Raw genomic sequence first — 17,284 nt, forward strand, 5'->3', positions numbered from 1 at the left:
ACGTGCCTCCACGGATGATCACAATAGCTGTTGTTCAATTCAAATACGAAAACACTTCGGTTGGCGTAATCGGATCGCGTGCCCACCGTCTACCGGCAAGAATCGCCTCACAGGACAACATCCATAGCGTTCGAGTGATAGGGTCAGCCATGCGTATCGGGATAGTCGGTGCAGGTGCCATGGGCGGCCTCTTCGGGTCGAAGCTAGCGGACGCCGGTATGGACGTCGTGCTAATCGACACGTGGAACGAACATGTCTCGGCGATCAACGAGGACGGATTACGCGTTCGTACGCCCGATGGCGACCGGTCGGTGACACACCCGACGGCGACGACCGATCCGGCGGAAGTCAGTTCGGTCGACGTGGTGATCATCACGGTGAAGACGGACGCGACGGTCGACGCACTCGAGGCCGCTACACCAATTATCGACGCCGAGACGATTGTCGCGACGTTCCAAAACGGGTTCACCGCACACGAGACGATTCCCGACCGAATCGATACGGGTACGTTCGTCGGTGGCACGACGCGCCACGGTGCTCGCGTGGTGGAGCCGGGTATGATCGTCCACGATGCGAGCGCCGAGACCGTCGTCGGCAACAGCGATAACGGTGGAAATCAGTTGGCAGAGATACTTACTACTGCGGGATTCGAGATGAAATCGACGTCGGATATCCGTCCCTACCTCTGGGACAAACAGTTCATCAGTATCGGTGTCAAACCGACTGCTGCGCTGACGGGACACGTCAACGGCGATCTAGTCGAATTTGACGCCGCGGCGGAGGTCCTCGAAGAATTGGTCTCCGAGGCCGATCGTGTCCGCGAGGCCAAAGGGATCAACGCGATTACCACGAATCCGGTAGCCATGGTCAAAGCGTTCTGTCGGACGAACCCCGACCACGTCTCTTCGGCACTCGAGGACGTTCGCAATCATCGGAAAACGGAGATCGAGCACATCAACGGTGCGGTCGCACGGTACGGTGAAGAAGCGGGCGTCCCGACCCCGTACAATCAAGTAGTGACGGATCTCGTTACCGCAAAGGAACACCAGTATACGAATCAACCCTCCCGATCGAATGGATAGCACTTCGACCCAGCAGTCGGTTCGCAATCGACTCGCATCGACGATCAACGCCCTCTGGGACGACGGAAAAGGAATGATCCTCCTGATCATCTCCTGTGGATGGTTCATCTCGCTGGGCATCCGAATCGTCTACCCAGCGTTGCTGCCGGACATCATGGCCGAGTTCCGGATCGACTACACCAGTGCGGGATTCCTCCTGTCGACGATCTGGATCACCTACGCCTCCGTGCAGTTCCCCGGCGGGTTTCTCGCCGACAGGTTCGGGGAGCGCGCTATCGTGCTTACGAGTTTGCTCGCGGCGCTGGGTGCGATCCTCCTGATCATTCTGGCGCCGATATTTGCCGTGTTCGTACTCGCGACCGTGATGCTGGGCCTGGGGACGGGTCTGTTCGGTACCAGCCGCGTAACGATCCTCTCCGATACCTATCCCGACAATCGGACGACAGCAGTGAGTTTCAGTCAGGCGACGGGCAACCTCGGGAACGCGATCTTACCGGTGATTGCCGGATTTTTCGCCGTCGCCTTCGGCTGGCGGATGGGATTCGGCTACCTTATTCCGGTGTTCGTGCTCGTCGTCCTGGGTATCATGGTTTACCTTCCGCGGCGGACCTCCGCCGCTCCCGACAACGCGCTTGGCGTCGCATACGTCAAAGATCTCGTTCAGGCTGTCTTCAATCGAACGGTATTATTTGCGACGGTCATGCTTTTTTTCATGATGTTCTTTTATCAGGGCGTGACCGGGTTTTTGCCGTCGTATCTTATCGAAGTCAAAGGACTCTCCCAGACGACCGCATCGATTGTCTTCGGGTCCTTTTTTGCGACTGCGATCGGCTTCCAGTTCCTGTCAGGACTCGTTTCCGACCGATTCGGTGAGCGACGCGCGATCGTCCTCTCGGTGCTGATCGGCCTCCCGCCGATTCTGTTGCTGCCGTTTCTTTGGTCAGAGTGGCTGATAATCCCGGTCGCGATACTCTCTTCGGCGACTCTCGGTGCGGTTCCACCGGGCCATACCTATACCGTCGAACTGATGCCGGACACGCTGCAAGGGAGCGGATACGGACTGGTCCGTACGGGGTACATCGGGTTCGGCGCGATTTCCCCACCGATCGTCGGGTTCGTCGCCGATGCCGGCTACTTCAATTTTGTGTTCTTCCTGTTCGCCGCCGCTGTTATCTGCGGAGCGTTGTTCTGCATTCGACTTCCCCGCGTACGGTAATCGAATCGAACGCCTGCATCATCAACACCCCCGTATTTCAGCCCTTTCCCGACCGGCTCAACCCGAGACCGAACGATCACACGGGGATGCTATTTCGATTCGCGATCCACCCCTTCAGTGGTGTCGTACAACCCGATTAGCGCGGCGAGGTCCCGGTCGGCGAGTCCTCGGTCCTCAGCCAGCCGATAGATCGAACTCGTCGCACCGCCGATCGGCATAGGGACGTCAAGAGAGCGTCCGAGTCCCTCGGCCAGCGTTACGTCCTTCCGAAGGATCGACAGATCCCCCTCTGGTTCGTAGTCGCCGGGCAAGACGAACCCCTCGAGATTCCGCCGGAGCGCGTAGCTATCGCCCGATGCGCTGGAGGCGACGTCGAAAAACGTTTCGTCGTCGATACCCGCGTTGCGGGCCATCGTCAGTGCCTCACAGACCGCCGCCGTGTTGACCCCGAGCATATAGTTGTTCGTGAGCTTCATCGCAATACCCGTTCCACGGCCGCCGACGCGGGTAATCGTGTCGCTGTAACACTCGAGAACGGGACCGATCCGATCGACGGTGTCGGCGTCCCCGCCGACCATCGTCGTCAGTGCTCCCCGAGCCGCGTTTCGCGAGCCGCCGCTGACCGGTGCGTCGAGGAAAGCGACCCGTCGGTCGTCACAGACCGAAGCGACAGCGTCCGTTACATCGGGGTCGATCGTACTCGAATCGACGAGTACGTCACCCGCCGAGAGGCCGGCGAGCACTCCGTCCTCTTCGAGCGCGACCGCTTCGACGGCCTCGATCGAGGGCAAGGAGAGCAAGACGACGTCCGCCCGGTCACCGACTTCGCGGGGGCCATCAACGGGTTCGACCCCGTCAGCGGCGACGGCAGCGAGCCGATCGTCGTCGAGGTCGAAGGCGACCGTCTCGAAGACGGCCGCGATCTGTCGAGCGATCGGACCGCCCATGTTTCCGACGCCGATAACGCCGACCGTCGTCTCCTCGGGAGTCACTCGCGAATCGTCTTGGGTGTGGGCTGCCACCATGATCCACTACACTGTCTTCGGGAGCCCCATTAAAGCTATTCTCCGTGGAGCGAGCGAACGCGATCGGCAGGGAAGGCGATCAGTGCTCGATGCCGGAGAAACGGCGACGGTAATCGACAGTCGGTCGACCGCCGGGTCGTCACTGACACGCTGCGGTCCGCCGTGGGGAATACTTACTTTCGCGGGGAAGAATACAGCCCTATGCGAAAGCCATCTGCCGCGGAGCTACGCGAAATCGGTGCCGGGTACCGGATCGACTTTGACGACGAGGACGCCGATCACATTGAGTCGCTGGTCGGGGATATGCTCGAAGGACTCGATGAAATCGACGACCTCCCGATAGAGGAGGGAACGTCCGGTGGCGACCGCTCCTGGCGCGAACCGACAGAGAATCCTCACAACGAAATCGTACACCACTGTGACGTGCCGCCCGTGCCCGACGCTGACGGCCCAATCGTGGGGATGGAAATCGGTTTGAAGGACAACATTGCCGTTGCCGGCGTTCCACTGACTGGAGGATCAGAACTGCTTCAGTCGCTCATCCCCAGAATCGATGCGACCGTGGTCAGCCGGCTTCGAGAGGCTGGCGCTCGAATTACGGCGAAGACGAATCTCGATGAGTACGCCGGCGGTGGGCGGGCGGTCTCGTATCTCGGAGATATCACCAATCCGTACGACACGGACCGGATCGCCGGTGGCTCGTCCGGCGGCAGCGCCGTCGCAGTCGCGACCGGTCGTGTCGATGCCGCACTCGGCTCGGATACGGGCGGCTCCTGTCGGATGCCCGCTGCGATGTGCGGTATCGTCGGACTGAAACCGACGTACGGGCTCGTTCCGCTCAGCGGTGTGATCGAAAACACGTACACGCTGGATCACGTCGGTCCGATGACTCCTGACGTCGATACCGCTGGGCGGGTGTTGGCGGCCATCGCCGGACGCGACTCCAGTGACGCGGCGAGTATGGCCGCGGCCGGCCGCCCGGACTACCTGGTCGGTGACTACGTCGACGCCGTCGAATCCCCACCCGATCCCACCGATCTGACGATCGGCGTCCTTGAGGACGGGTTCGGTGATGGAGTCACGCAACCGGTCGAAGAACAGACCAGAGAGACGATCGCAACGCTTTCCGAAGCCGGTTTCGACGTGGTCGACGTTTCGGTCGATACCTTCGAATACGTCGATACGATCAAAAACATACTCAGCTACACGGAACTAGCGACCCACTGGCGGTCGGGTGCCGTCCCGCTCCGGCGCAACAGTACCATCGATACGGGCTATCAGACGGGGTTTGCGAAGCTCACGGCCCACTCGAGTGCGAACGCGAATCCGTTCTATCGAAGCAGACTGCTCGCCGGCGCTCATCTGTTGGAAGAACACTACGGTCGACCGTACACGCGAGCCCAACGCGCTCAAGCCCTCGTCGACGAGGAACTCGAGGCAGCGCTGGCAGACGTCGACGTCCTCGCACTGCCAACGCTTCCCGATATCGCACCGCGGATCGAGAACGCGACGAACCCCGAGCGTCCGCCCGTTCGGAACTGTCGGCTCGCAAACGTCACCGGCGCCCCGGCGATCACGCTTCCCCACGGTACTGTCGACGGGGTACCGATCGGCCTGCAACTCGTCGCCGGATCGTTCGACGACGCTGCATTGCTCGGCGTAGCCAGGACTGTCGAGAAGACCATAGATGTAGATTTGAGTCCCTGAGACGCACTGTTATCTTCGAACGCCGATTAGAGAATTCCTTCGAGTATTTCGCGGGCGTCGGATTCCGATACCGACCGTGGATTAGCCTCGAGGTGGCGTTTCGACGTGATAGCCATCTCGGCGAGTTCGTCGAGATCGTCTTCGGTGGCTCCGAAATCCCGGAGCCGATAATCTAACCCGATATCCGAGCGCAGTCGGTGAACGCCTTCGACGAACGTCTCTGCGCGGCTCCTCGAGTTGCCCGTTGCGCCGTATAGCTGCGTCCCGAGCGTCGCGTACGTCGGAACCGCTGCGGGAAGGTTGTACTCGAGTACCGCCGGGAGAACCGCTGCGATCGCCTCTCCGTGGGGAACGTCGTACAGCGACTGAACGCCGTAGGCGACGGCGTGGATCGCCGCCTTCCCACCGTTGACGCGTCCGAACATCGCCATCGTTGCCGCAAGCGACATCGCGTTTCGAGCAGCGGGTGAATCGTTACCCCGGTACGTAGCGGGACGGAGGTTCCCCTCGACGAGTTCCATTGCCTGGCTACACAGCGCGTCGGCGAAGGGGTTCGAGGTCGTCGAGATCGACGAGCCGACGGCGTGGGCGAAGACGTCGATCCCCGTTGCCCGTGTGATCGACTGCGGTAGCTCGTCGGTTAGCGCCGGATCAACGATCGCGACCGAAGCGAACGCATTTGGATCGACGATTCCTTTCTTTTCGTGGCCGTCCCGGTCATCGATGATGACCACGGCCGGGGAGACCTCCGCACCGGATCCCGCGGTCGTCGGCAGCAGGATCGTCGGCGCGCCCGAGTTCGGCACGTGTCCGCGTCCGAACGGCTCCTCCTCGAGATTCGGATTCGCGAGAATCACACCAGCGCCTTTCGCGACGTCCATCGAACTCCCACCGCCGACTCCGATCAGGACGTCTGCACTGGTGTCACGCGCAGCGGAAACAGCTTCCCAGACGATCGATATCGTGGGGTCGGGTTCGACGTCGTCGAACACCTCGACCTTGAGGCCCGCGTCACGAAGCGACGCTACGACGGGATCGACGACACCCAACTCGACGAGTTGAGCGTCGGTAATGACGAGTGCACGGTCACCGAATGCGTCGGCACGAGCCCCCGTTTCGGCCGCAGTCCCCCTCCCGATCACGACGTCGTCGGGTGACTGAATCGCAAACGATACGCTCGACGCGAGCCCAGCGGCCCCAGTTGAATCGGACATACCATCCGTTCCGGCGGGAGCTATATCACGTTTATCGTTGACTCGGTACGCGATCGGGTATCGACGCCCGGTGATCAGGCCATTACTGTGACTCGTGCGGTCTGCGGTATCTGTTTACGAGAACGACCGCAGGACGGTTCGCGGTCACTCCGAAATTGACGGACAGCGGTCCGTATCACAGGCGGCGTCCGACGTGCACGTTCTTATCGAAGAGAATACTCAGACACGTCGCAACCGGGTCATCGGGACGCCGGCTCCGAACGTGTACAATCGGTCCGAGAAATCGTAATCGTGGTGACCCGAACACTGATACTTCGGCAGGACCCATGTATAAGTGCTAGCATGACTGTAACGACGGAATACGCGGAGTACGTGACCAACCTCGAGTACGATGACATCCCGGAGGATATCATCGATTATGCGAAGAAACTAACACTCGATGCGATCGGGATTTCGATCGGGGCGACACCGCGAGCGAAGTCCAGCGACTCGTTTATCGACGGCGTCGATTCGCTTGCAGACGGTGGCGACTCGACGGTGTTCGCCACGGGTGAACGGCTCGAGCCCGAGTACGCGGCCCTGCTGAACGGCGCGCTCATCCATAGCCTCGATTACGACGACACCCACCGCGGCGCATCCCATCATCCAGGGGCCACCGTCATCCCCGCATCGATAGCCGTCGCCGAGACGGCCGACCGGGAGGTAAGCGGACGGGAACTCATCACGGCGATTGTCGCCGGTTACGAGGTCAACTGCCGGCTCGGAATGGCAATCAATCCCGAATCACACTACGAGCGCGGTTTCCACGGAACGGCCACCTGTGGAACGTTCGCGGCGACGGCGGCCGCAGCTAAAGTCGTCGGACTCGATACCGAGGAACTCATCAACGCGTTCGGACTCAACGGCAGTCAGGCCGCCGGCTCACAGCAGTATCTCGCGAACGGCTCGTGGAACAAACGGGCACATCCCGGGCTCGCTGCTCACGCAGGTGTGCTCGCGGTATCGTTCGCAGAGGCCGGATTCTACGGCTCTGCTGACCCAATCGAGGGAGAGGACGGGTTCTTCAACGCCTACAGTGACGACCCAAAACCGGAACTGGCGACTGAAGGCCTCGGGGAGCGGTTCGAACTCACGGAGACGGGCATCAAACCGTATCCGTGCTGTCGATATATGCACGCACCGCTCGACGCGATCTTCGAGATTCTCTCGACGAAATCGATCGCGTCGAGCGAGATCGATCGAATCGTCGTCGAACTCTCCGAACCGGGCGTGAAACTCGTCGGCCGACCGGTCGAGCGAAAGCAAAATCCCCAGTCGTTCGTCGATGCGCAGTTCAGCATGAACTTCGGTGCGGCCCTCGCGATCACCGAAGGTGAAGCGACAGTCGACGCTTTCATCGAGACGAGCGAGTCCGAGCACAGCAGTGAGTTCAAACGAATCATGGAGGCGACCGAACTGAAAACGACCGACGAAATAGCCGAGATCTTCCCCGAAAAGTGGGCGTCTCGCGTGACGATCGAAACGGCCGACGAGACGTACGAATCGTACGTCGAGTACTCTAACGGCGAACCCGAGAACCCGATGTCCTGGGACGACGAGATCGAAAAGTACGAAGAATTGACCGATCACCTCCCGTCAGCGACTCGTAACGGCCTCCTCGACGCCGTCCGAAACCTCGAGACCCTCGACACGAGCGATCTCAGCGCACCGATCGAAGCCGACGGGCAGATCGGTACGACTCTCAGCGATTGATCTCGCCAATACTGTATCAGAATGACAACTACAATCGAAAACACTATCCAGTTGGTATCGAATTTGTATCACCATGTACGCACTTGACGACTACAACGTACTGTCGCTCGAGAACGGTATCTCGGCGCCGCTGTGTTCCCGAGTCTTCGGCGATCTCGGCGCCCACGTCGTAAAAGTCGAACGACCGGAAGTCGGCGACGTGAACCGACACTGGGACGGGATCGTCCACGGTCGATCGGCGGCACACGCCTGGGTCGACCGGAACAAGGAAAGCATCGAACTCGACCTGAAAAGCGACGAGGGACGTGAGGTTTTCCTCGAGTTGGCCGAGCAGGCTGACGTCGTCATCCAGAACTCCTCCCCGGGCGTCGTCGAATCGCTCGGCGTCGGGTACGAGGACGTGCGTGAGCGAAACGGGGAAGTCATCTACCTCAACATATCCGGCTACGGCCGATCGGGCCCGTACCGCGACCGGAAGGCGTACGACCTCATCATGCAAGGAGAGACCGGGCTTATCGAAATGAACGGTAGTCCCGACGCGCCGGCAAAGATTCCGCTGTCGATCTGTGACGTCAACGCGGCGATGTGGGGTACGATCGGCGTTCTCACATCGTTGCTCCACCGCGAACGGACCGGCGAAGGGCAGGAACTCGACGTGAGTATGTTCGGCGGGATGCTCTCCTGGCTCGGCTACTTTCCGTTCAAATACTGGTACACGGGAGAGGTTCCCGAGCGCGTCGGCTTCCGACACCACCTGCTGGTTCCGTACGGCCCCTACGAGACGGCCAGCGACGAGTACATCAGTTTCGCCGTCCTGAGCGATGCCCACTGGGAGATCTTCTGCGAGGACGTCATCGACGAGTCGGAACTGCTGACCGACGAGCGGTTCCAGAGCAACGAGGACCGTCTCGGAAACCGAGAGGAACTCGAGCCAGTGATCGAATCGATCATCGCCTCTGAACCGACCGAGTTCTGGAGCGAGCGTCTCGACGACGCCGGTCTGCCGTGGGGCCACGTCAACGACGTCGGCGAAACGCTCGAACACCCCCAGACGGAACACCTCGGAATGATCGGAGAGATGGAGACGGAAGACGGAGACATCAAATACATCGAGAATCCGATCGACTTTGAGACTCTGGAATCACGTGCGGAGCCGATGCCGAAACTCGGCGAGCACAGCGAAGCAATCCTCGATGCGCTGGGATACACGGATGCCCAGATCGAGCAACTGCGGGAGCAAAACGTCATCTAATCGGCGTTGAACCGCTGTCGAGCCGCGCGAACGCCGATTTGCGTGGGCAGTTCCCCTCGCGAGTGAGCAGCGGTCGTGCCGGTCGGTTCCCGCTCGACGGATAGAGATGCCACCGTAGCCTTTTTCCTCCGATACCGCACAGAGGATGTCGTGCACGTACGAACGAGGATGCTGGCAGTTATCTGTGGGGTGTTGCTCGCCAGCGTTCTGGTCTGGTTCAACTATTCGGCCGTCCTGCCGACGATCGCAGACGAGTGGGCACTCTCAGGTACTCGGGCGGGGATCATTTTCGCGGCGTTTCAGGTCGGTTATCTCGTTGCGATTCTCCCGGCGGGATCGTTCGCCGATCGATTTCCGACGCGGTGGGTCATCGCGGTCGGCGCGACGGGAACCGGTACGTTCAGCCTCGCGTTCGCGTTGCTTGGAACCGGGTTCCTCTCCGGGTCAATACTGCGGTTGTTCGCCGGTGTCTGTATGGCCGGCGTCTACGTCCCAGGGATGCGATTCGTCAGCGACTGGTATCCGACTGCCGACCGCGGGAAAGCGATGGGACTGTACGTCGGCGCATTCTCCCTCAGTTCCGGTCTCTCCTTTCTGCTCTCCTCGAGCGTCGCCTCGGCGGTCGACTGGCGCGTCGCCATCGCGACGACGAGCGTCGCGGCGATCGTGGCCGGTCCCGTTCTGCTCGCCTTCGGGACCGATCCGCCGAACGCGACGGTTTCGGACCGCCATCTCGATTTGTCCCTGTTGGGCAACCGCGAGTATCTGTACGCCGTCACCATCTACTCGGCCCACAGCTGGGAGCTGTACGGCGTCCGAAACTGGATTCTCGCGTTCTTGCTGACCGTACCGGCGGTTACGGCGACGGAGGAGTCCGCCCTCTGGGCGGGGCTGCTCGCTGGAATCGTGATGACGGTCGGCGGCGCGGGCAACGTGCTGTCGGGCTGGGCGAGCGATCACGTCGGCAGACCGGCCGCTATCGGGACGGCACTGGGCGTCAGTACGGTAATCACCGTCGCCCTCGGCTTCCTGCAGTGGCTACCGATGGTGGCGCTGGTCGCCGTACTCGTCGTGTACGGAATCGCCCTCACGGGCGATAGCGCACCGACCTCAACGGCAATCACGGAGATCGTCGACGACGGCAACGTGGGGGCGGCGCTCGCGATACAGTCCTTGGTCGGATTCGCAGCGACCGCTGTTTCGCCGATCGTCTTCGGCCTCGTCCTCGACCGCTCGGGCTATCCAGCAGCGTTTCTCACGCTCGCGGCTGGTGCGGTCGTCGGACTCGTTTGTGTCGGACTGCTGTCTAGCCGACATCCACTATACTCCGTCTGAGGAGAGGGGTGCGCGGTCGCCTCAAGAGCGACTCGTCTCTCGTAATCTGACCCGGTACGACCAATCGATATCGTTACAGTTCACCGGCGGCCTCTGCGAGGTCGACGACGCGCTGCGCTTGGGCGATCAGCGGCGGATCGATCATCTGACCGTCGACCTCGAAGACGCCCTTCCCCGAATCGGTTGCTTCGCGTTCGGCTTCGAGTACCTTCCGTGCCCACTCAATGCGGTCTGCTGGCGGCGTGAACGCCTCGTTGATCGGCCCGACCTGAGAGGGATGGATCGCGATCTTACCATCGAATCCGAACTGAACGGCTCGCTCGGTGTCTGATCGAAGCCCCTCATGATCACCGATCTCGGTATACACCGTATCGAGACAGGAGACGCCGCCGGACGCGGCGGCTGTGACTACCTGTTGCCGGGAGTATAGAATTTCCTCACCCTCAGGAGTTCTCGTCGCGCCTACCTCGGCCGCGAGATCCTCGGCACCGAGTCCGAGGACGTCGACGTATTCTGAGGCGGCGATCTCCGGTGCGTTGACGAGCCCACGGCCAGTCTCGACGATCGCAGTAACCAGTGCGTCCGAGTCGGCGGCCTCGAGCAAGGCACCCAGTTTCACGGTCTCCTCGACCGATTCGACCATCGGGAGGGCGATCATATCGGGATCGCTGTCTCCGCCCACAATGGCCTGAACGTCAGTCGCCCCGCCGGTGTCGAACGTGTTTACCCGGACGCCGAGCTCGGTGTCGGTGTCGGTCTCGGAGAGCATCTCGGCGACCGCCTCGCGAGCGTACGCTTTCTCCGACGGCGCGACGGCGTCTTCCAGGTCGAAGACGACAGCGTCGGCGTCGGTCTTCAGTGACTTACGCATCATGTCCGGCTCATCACCGGGTGTGTAAAGTGTCGATCTCCTCGCCATACCGGAACGTAGCGGCCGATCGTAAAATAGGTTGCTAACGAGCGACACCGCGACCGACGCGGGCGGTCCGAACGAACGACAGCGAGTCGTCGATCGGCGTCTGCGTGACTCGGGTTCGAATGCTGGATGACCGCATTCACTACACGTTCGGAATCACATCGTCGCCGATGCGTTCGATACACTCGATAGCGACTTCGTTGTCCATCCCGGGCCAGTGGAGCCGGGGGATCATGTATTCGGCGTCGAGTTCTTCCTCGTACCGTTCGATCTCCGCACAGACTTCCTCGGGCGTCCCAAGCAGGAATCGGTCTTCGGCGAGTTCTTCGAACGGTTTGTGGAGGTCCTGTTCGTCCTCCATCGCCTCGTCTTGTCCCCACTCGATGTATCGCTGGTACTTCGAGAAGAGGTACTCACGGGCGGTGTTGACCGCCTTCTCACGCGTGTCCGCGACGAACGTTTCGCGTATTATCGGGACCTTGGTGTCTTCGCCGCGTTCGAGTCTGACCTCGTCGTACTCTTCTTTCAGATCCCGAATCTCCGTGATCGTCGAGTGGGGGTTGACGAACCACGCGTCGCCAATTGCCGCAGCCCGACGAACGGCGGCTCGAGCGTTCGCCGCGATCCAGACCGGTGGCTGCTCTTTCGGGCGCGGATTGATGGTGACGCCGTCGACGGAGTAGTACTCCCCCTCGTAGACCACGTCCTCTTCGCTCCAGAGCCGTTTCATGAGTTCGACTCCCTCTTCGAAACGACCGACGCGTTCCGATTTCGGAATGCCGAAGCTTTCGAACTCTACATCACGATAGCCGATACCGACACCGGCGATTACTCCCTCCGAAAGGTAATCCAGCGTGGTCAGCTGTTCGGCGATATCGACGGGCTGGTGCAACGGCAGTAACACGACACCGGGTCCGAGTTTCATCGAGCCCGCTTCCGCCGACAGTCTGGCCAGCAACGGTTGTTGCTGGATTTGCACGTAGTTCGCGAGGTAGTGTTGACCGGTCGTGATCATATCGAACTCGGCTTCGCGCGCAGCGATCGTCTGCTCTATCAGGTCGTCGACGAACGCGTCAGGAGACTGAGCAGTCGTCGTCTGACAGTTAATGTATAGTCCGAACTTCATCGTTCTGTAGCAAGACGAGCCGTACGAAAAAGATTGGGATGCGAACCCCGTTCTTTCACTGGCTCGACCCGGGATGTCGCTTTTCGCGGCTCGCGATTTCGCCGCCGGAACGGACGCCCGAACGGTCTCGTTGTCGAGTGAAAATACTTATACCAGCTTCAGTGGAAATACAACCGATGCAGATTACCGATATAGCGGTTACGCCGGTCGTCATACCGATGGAAGCCGAAATCAAGGGGAGTAGCTATCAGAAAGAGAATCGGGGAACGCTCGTGATCACGCTCGAGACGGACGAGGGTGTTATCAGTCGAATCCACTCTGGCGACGTATTAGACACCGAACTCGACAAGGCGGATCAGTTGGTCTCGTTCATCGAAAACGAGATCGCGGATATTCTCGTCGGACGGGACCTGTTCCGGATCGAAGCCACTTGGGAAGCACTGATGGAACGGTCTCGGAAGCTCTTCGCCTATCAGACCGGCGAACGCCAGCTTTTCGTCCACGCGATCGGGGCGGTCGACATCGCTATGTGGGACGCAATCGGGAAGGCCGTCGACAAGCCACTCTATCAGCTGTGGGGAGGGTACCGGGACGAGGTACCGATCGCCGCAATCGGCGGTTACTACGGTGACGGTCGGACGATCGACGATCTAATCGACGAGATGGTCGAGTACACGGAACTGGGTATCGGCGGCGTGAAGCTCAAAGTCGGTGGTCGAACCCCCGAGCGCGACCTGGAGCGACTCGCCGCGATCCGGGAGGCCATGGGCGAGGACTTCTTCATCGCATGCGATGCGAATCAGGGATACGAGGTCGAGGAAGCGGTTGATTTCGCCCGCGGCGCGGCCGATTACGACATCGACTGGTTCGAGGAGCCAGTCGTCTGGCACGACCAGTACGCCGGGATGCGAACCGTTCGTCAGCGATCGACTGTCCCGGTGACGGCCGGCCAGAGCGAATCGACCGTCGAATCGTGTCGTCGGCTGATCGAGGGCGATGCGGTCGATATCATCAACCTCGACGCGAGCATCGCGGGCGGACCAACGGCGTGGCGAAAGGTCGCCGCTATGGCCGACGCCTTCGGCGTGGCCATGGCTCACCACGAGGAGCCCCACATCTCGATGCACCTCCTCGCGTCGATTCCGAACGGACGCTGCGTCGAGTGCTTCCACCCCGACTTCGATCCCGTCTGGCACGAGATGATCGTCGACAAACCGACCGTCGAGGACGGGACGCTTACACTGCCGGACCAACCTGGAATCGGACTCGAGTTAGACGACGGATTCATCAAAGAACACGCCCTCGAGTTATAGCACACCGGCAGTCGAGCGACGAGCCAAGCGGTTGCGGTTCGGTCCACGGACGACTTGCATCGAGTTCGAAGCGCCCGAACCGATCGATCCGTTCCCTCGTGGCGCGAACTATTATGTGCGACGAGACGAAGCAATTCAGTATGAACGGCATCCATGATATGGGCGGTATGCACGGATTCGGCGCCGTCGACGTCGAGGACGAGGCGCCGTTTCACGGCGACTGGGATCGGTCGGTCTTTGCGGTCGAGAAACTCCTCCGGTACCAGTCGTTCTACGGCGTCGACGAGAAACGTCACGCGATCGAACGAATCGACCCCGTAACCTACCTTTCGGCCTCGTACTTTGAGCGATGGGCCATGGGTGCCGAAACGCTGTTACGTGAGAGCATCGCAGTCGACGAAGCGGAGTTCGAGGCGGCTATCGAGGATCACGACGACTCGGGATTGCTCGAGATCGAACGTGACGGAAACGATACCGAGGACGAGACCCTCGTCGACGTCGTTCACGAAGGGTTCCGGCAGGACGCGAATTACGACCGAGATCCGGTCGAGCCGCGGTTCGAACGCGGTACGGAGGTCGTAGTCCGAAACGACCACCCGTCCGGGCATACGCGCTGTCCGCGGTACGTGCGTCGTACGACAGGCACGATCGAAGCCGTGCGAGGGACCTACGTCGTCCCGGACGAAGCGGTCCGCGGCGAGGAGATAGCGGAGCCGCTCTACGGTGTTCGGTTCGATACGGCTGACCTCTGGAACGACGACACTGACGGCGACGCCGTCTACGTCGACCTCTGGGAGCGGTACCTCGAACCGAGCGGCGAATCGCCACAGTCACCACCGTCGAGGAGCGAATAACGATGAGAGATGAACACGAAATGAACGAGAACGAAGCCGACCACGAGACGACCGAACGGGAAGACCACGATCACGAACATCCCCACTCCCACGAAGCGGACGACCCGGATGACCTCAAGTCCAGAACGAGAGCATTGCAGTCACTTCTCCTCGAGAAGGGAGTCATCAGTACCGAAGCCGTCGACGAGGTTCTGCACCTCTTCGAGGAGGAAGTCGGACCGATGAACGGGGCACGCGTCGTCACCCGTGCCTGGTCGGATCCGGCGTTCAAGGAACGGCTGCTCACGGACGCCGACGCGGCGATCGCGGAGTTCGACTTCGAAATCGGACAACAACACGTCTCGGTGGTCGAGAACACCCCCTCGACTCACAACGTGGTCGTCTGTACGCTCTGTTCGTGTTATCCGTGGTCGCTGCTCGGCCTGCCGCCGACGTGGTACAAGTCGCCACAGTACCGCTCGCGGGTCGTGCGCGAACCGCGGGCAGTCCTCTCCGAATTCGGTCTTGATCTCGATTCCGACGTCGACGTCAGCGTCTGGGACTCGAGTTCCGAGGTTCGGTACATGGTGTTGCCACAGCCACCTGAGGATGTAGACGACCTCGAGGAGGACGAACTGGTACAACGAGTCACCCGCGACGCGATGATCGGGGTCGAACGACTGGGTGACGACAGATGAACGAGGCTGACGCCCGAAAACGGCTCGAAGAACTGATCGAGCTGTCGGGGAAAACGGCCGGCACCGAGGAATCGACGTTCGATTCTCCCGCACAGGCTCGCGCCTTCGGATTGGTTCTCGCGCTTTCGCGGGAAGGCGCGTTCGAGTGGGACGAGTTCCAGCAGCAATTGATCGACCGGATCGCGACCGACGACGGCTCGCTCGAGACCGAAACGGAAGCGACGTACTACGATCACTGGATCGCAGCACTCGAAGGCCTCCTCCGCGAGAAGGGGGAACTCTCGACTGCGGAACTCGAAGAGCGAGCCGCCGAGTTCGCCGCCGGCGATCGGGACGCGTCCGAGTTCGTCGTCGGTGAACGCACCCACTGACGCGGGAGCCGGTGGAAGCGATGCCGCAATCGTTCAGTTTTCTCCCGAAACGATCGACTCGACGTCGTCGATCGTCCGAAGCGAGTCGAGCTGGTCGAGAGTTCGAGTTACCGCTTCGTTATCGAGTACGCGGCCGGCACACCGGCGGAACTTCTCGCCGAGTGCTTCGTCCGACAGGGGGTTCGTGGGCGTTCCTGGCGGGATATCCTGCACTCGTTCGTACGTTCCGCCAGCGGTTTCGACGCGGATTTCGACCGTCGTATCATTGTAGTCGAGGGAGTCGTCGACGATCCACTCGACCCGCTCTCGGACGTACTGGACGTCGGAATCGTCGATATTCTGGTCTTCGAAGGCCTCGACGCCAACGTGTGGTCGGGCAATGCCGCTGGCGACGGTATACTCGAGAGAGAACTTCCCTTCGAGGCCGGTGTCCGGGTCCGGGTAGTGGAGCGCGTCGGCCGGACCGGGCGACGTCACGACGCGAACTGATTCGATCTCCTGTGGAGCAATGTCGTTCTCCTCGGCGATACGCTCCGCCGCGTAGATGCTGGTGTGCGTGTAGTAACAGCACGGATACTTCTTCACGTTGAGCCCGTATTTGGAGAGGGCAGTCGGTCGCTCGAGGTCGGGGAGATCTCCGTACGAGACCGCCTCGTCGCCCGAGTACAGTTCCAGAAAGCCCCTGTCGCCGTCGACCGCGTCCGCGGCAGCGGTGAAGCCGCCGGAAGCCAGTCGGGCGGCCGTGACGCCCGAACGGGCGGCCTGTCCGACGTGCATGGGTTTGGTCATCGTACCGAAGTTCTGTTTCAGCCCCGCCGCCATCGACGCGGCCGCGTTGAGGGCGTGGCTCGTCTCATCGGCGTCGAGATCGAGGGTCTTCGCCGCTGCAGCGGCCGCCCCGAAGGTTCCGAGTGTCGCGGTCGAGTGCCAGCCGCGTTCGTAGTGGGAAGGGTTGATCGCGGCCGACAGGTAACACTGGACCTCGAGCCCCGCGACGTAGGCTTCGATCGCGTGTTTGCCGGAACACGCGTCGTCGCTCGCGAGCGCGAGGATGGCGGGAATCATGGTCACGCTCGGGTGACCCGACATCCCCCAGGATACGTCGTCGTAGTCCTGTGCGTGGCCGGCGATCCCGTGGACGAACGCGCCGCCAGTCGTCGTCGTTCCTCGATCTTGTCCCCACAGGGGAACCGACCCCGGTTCCGCGAGTGTCTCCATCGCGATGGTCGTCGGCGGTTCATCCATCCCGGAGATGATCACACCGCAGGTGTCGATGAACGCGCGTTCGACCTCTCGAATGTCCTCGTCAGTCAGGTCGTCGAACGACAGCGATTCGATGAACGTTGCCAGGCGGTCGGTGGTGCCGGATGCAGCGTCGGGATCACCTCGCTGCGGTTCGGTATCAGTGCCCATAGTATCACATCGAGACGAACCCACATATGTG

The 17,284-nt window shown here is 61.1% G+C and carries 15 protein-coding genes; 10 read left to right on the forward strand and 5 right to left on the reverse strand.

The genetic code is table 11. The annotated features are described in order from the left end of the window. Positions 1 to 149 precede the first annotated feature (149 nt). Both ACSFC7_RS24635 and ACSFC7_RS24640 read left to right on the forward strand, forming a co-directional pair. A complete protein-coding gene (locus ACSFC7_RS24635; protein ID WP_436348548.1) occupies positions 150 to 1,082 on the forward strand; it encodes a ketopantoate reductase family protein in 933 nt (310 codons plus the stop codon). Beyond that, positions 1,075 to 2,298, forward strand: coding sequence for an MFS transporter (locus tag ACSFC7_RS24640; RefSeq protein ID WP_436348549.1), 1,224 nt, complete (start codon positions 1,075 to 1,077; stop codon positions 2,296 to 2,298). Before ACSFC7_RS24635 ends, ACSFC7_RS24640 begins: the two co-directional genes overlap by 8 nt. An 89-nt stretch (positions 2,299 to 2,387) precedes the next feature. Here the strand turns inward: ACSFC7_RS24640 and ACSFC7_RS24645 are convergent, their stop codons facing one another. Further along, positions 2,388 to 3,323, reverse strand: coding sequence for an NAD(P)-dependent oxidoreductase (locus tag ACSFC7_RS24645; RefSeq protein ID WP_436348550.1), 936 nt, complete (start codon positions 3,321 to 3,323; stop codon positions 2,388 to 2,390). 201 nt (positions 3,324 to 3,524) lie between these two features. Between ACSFC7_RS24645 and ACSFC7_RS24650 the strand changes: the two genes are divergently transcribed. Next, entirely contained in the window at positions 3,525 to 5,030 is a 1,506-nt protein-coding gene (locus tag ACSFC7_RS24650) for an amidase (protein ID WP_436348551.1), read from the forward strand. 26 nt (positions 5,031 to 5,056) lie between these two features. Here the strand turns inward: ACSFC7_RS24650 and ACSFC7_RS24655 are convergent, their stop codons facing one another. Continuing rightward, positions 5,057 to 6,244, reverse strand: coding sequence for an iron-containing alcohol dehydrogenase (locus tag ACSFC7_RS24655; protein WP_436348552.1), 1,188 nt, complete (start codon positions 6,242 to 6,244; stop codon positions 5,057 to 5,059). A 342-nt stretch (positions 6,245 to 6,586) separates the two neighbouring features. Here ACSFC7_RS24655 and ACSFC7_RS24660 point away from each other — a divergent pair, with 342 nt between their 5' ends. The 3 genes from ACSFC7_RS24660 (at position 6,587) to ACSFC7_RS24670 (ending at position 10,583) form a co-directional block, all read left to right on the forward strand. After that, entirely contained in the window at positions 6,587 to 7,996 is a 1,410-nt protein-coding gene (locus tag ACSFC7_RS24660) for an MmgE/PrpD family protein (protein WP_436348553.1), read from the forward strand. A gap of 73 nt (positions 7,997 to 8,069) precedes the next feature. Beyond that, entirely contained in the window at positions 8,070 to 9,248 is a 1,179-nt protein-coding gene (locus ACSFC7_RS24665; protein ID WP_436348554.1) for a CaiB/BaiF CoA transferase family protein, read from the forward strand. Between the two features lie 150 nt (positions 9,249 to 9,398). Next, positions 9,399 to 10,583 carry an MFS transporter gene (locus ACSFC7_RS24670; RefSeq protein WP_436348555.1) on the forward strand — a complete coding sequence of 395 codons (1,185 nt, stop codon included), beginning with the start codon at positions 9,399 to 9,401 and terminating at the stop codon, positions 10,581 to 10,583. Between the two features lie 73 nt (positions 10,584 to 10,656). On the opposite strand, the gene ACSFC7_RS24675 is transcribed toward ACSFC7_RS24670, so the two are convergent. Together ACSFC7_RS24675 and ACSFC7_RS24680 are read right to left on the reverse strand one after the other, a co-directional pair. Further along, entirely contained in the window at positions 10,657 to 11,502 is an 846-nt protein-coding gene (locus tag ACSFC7_RS24675; RefSeq protein WP_436348556.1) for an HpcH/HpaI aldolase/citrate lyase family protein, read from the reverse strand. A gap of 139 nt (positions 11,503 to 11,641) precedes the next feature. Next, positions 11,642 to 12,625 (reverse strand): LLM class flavin-dependent oxidoreductase, encoded by a 984-nt coding sequence (locus ACSFC7_RS24680; RefSeq protein ID WP_436348557.1) that lies wholly within the window; start codon positions 12,623 to 12,625, stop codon positions 11,642 to 11,644. Positions 12,626 to 12,801: 176 nt separating this feature from the next. Between ACSFC7_RS24680 and ACSFC7_RS24685 the strand changes: the two genes are divergently transcribed. The 4 genes from ACSFC7_RS24685 (at position 12,802) to ACSFC7_RS24700 (ending at position 15,840) form a co-directional block, all read left to right on the forward strand. Next, a complete protein-coding gene (locus ACSFC7_RS24685; RefSeq protein ID WP_436348558.1) occupies positions 12,802 to 13,938 on the forward strand; it encodes a mandelate racemase/muconate lactonizing enzyme family protein in 1,137 nt (378 codons plus the stop codon). A gap of 140 nt (positions 13,939 to 14,078) precedes the next feature. Beyond that, on the forward strand, positions 14,079 to 14,792 hold the full coding sequence (gene nthB / locus ACSFC7_RS24690) for a nitrile hydratase subunit beta (protein WP_436348560.1): 714 nt from the start codon (positions 14,079 to 14,081) through the stop codon (positions 14,790 to 14,792). A 20-nt stretch (positions 14,793 to 14,812) separates the two neighbouring features. Beyond that, a complete protein-coding gene (gene nthA / locus ACSFC7_RS24695) occupies positions 14,813 to 15,469 on the forward strand; it encodes a nitrile hydratase subunit alpha (RefSeq protein ID WP_436348561.1) in 657 nt (218 codons plus the stop codon). Next, positions 15,466 to 15,840: a nitrile hydratase accessory protein gene (locus tag ACSFC7_RS24700; protein WP_436348563.1), complete on the forward strand. Its 375-nt coding sequence runs from the start codon at positions 15,466 to 15,468 to the stop codon at positions 15,838 to 15,840. The genes nthA and ACSFC7_RS24700 overlap by 4 nt, the downstream gene beginning before the upstream one ends. A 33-nt stretch (positions 15,841 to 15,873) precedes the next feature. On the opposite strand, the gene ACSFC7_RS24705 is transcribed toward ACSFC7_RS24700, so the two are convergent. Beyond that, the gene (locus tag ACSFC7_RS24705; protein ID WP_436348564.1) at positions 15,874 to 17,253 is read right to left on the reverse strand and encodes an MmgE/PrpD family protein; all 1,380 of its coding nucleotides are present in this window, start codon (positions 17,251 to 17,253) and stop codon (positions 15,874 to 15,876) included. Positions 17,254 to 17,284: the final 31 nt, after the last annotated feature.

Source organism: Natronorubrum halobium, assembly GCF_051351675.1.
Classification (GTDB): Archaea; Halobacteriota; Halobacteria; order Halobacteriales; family Natrialbaceae; genus Natronorubrum.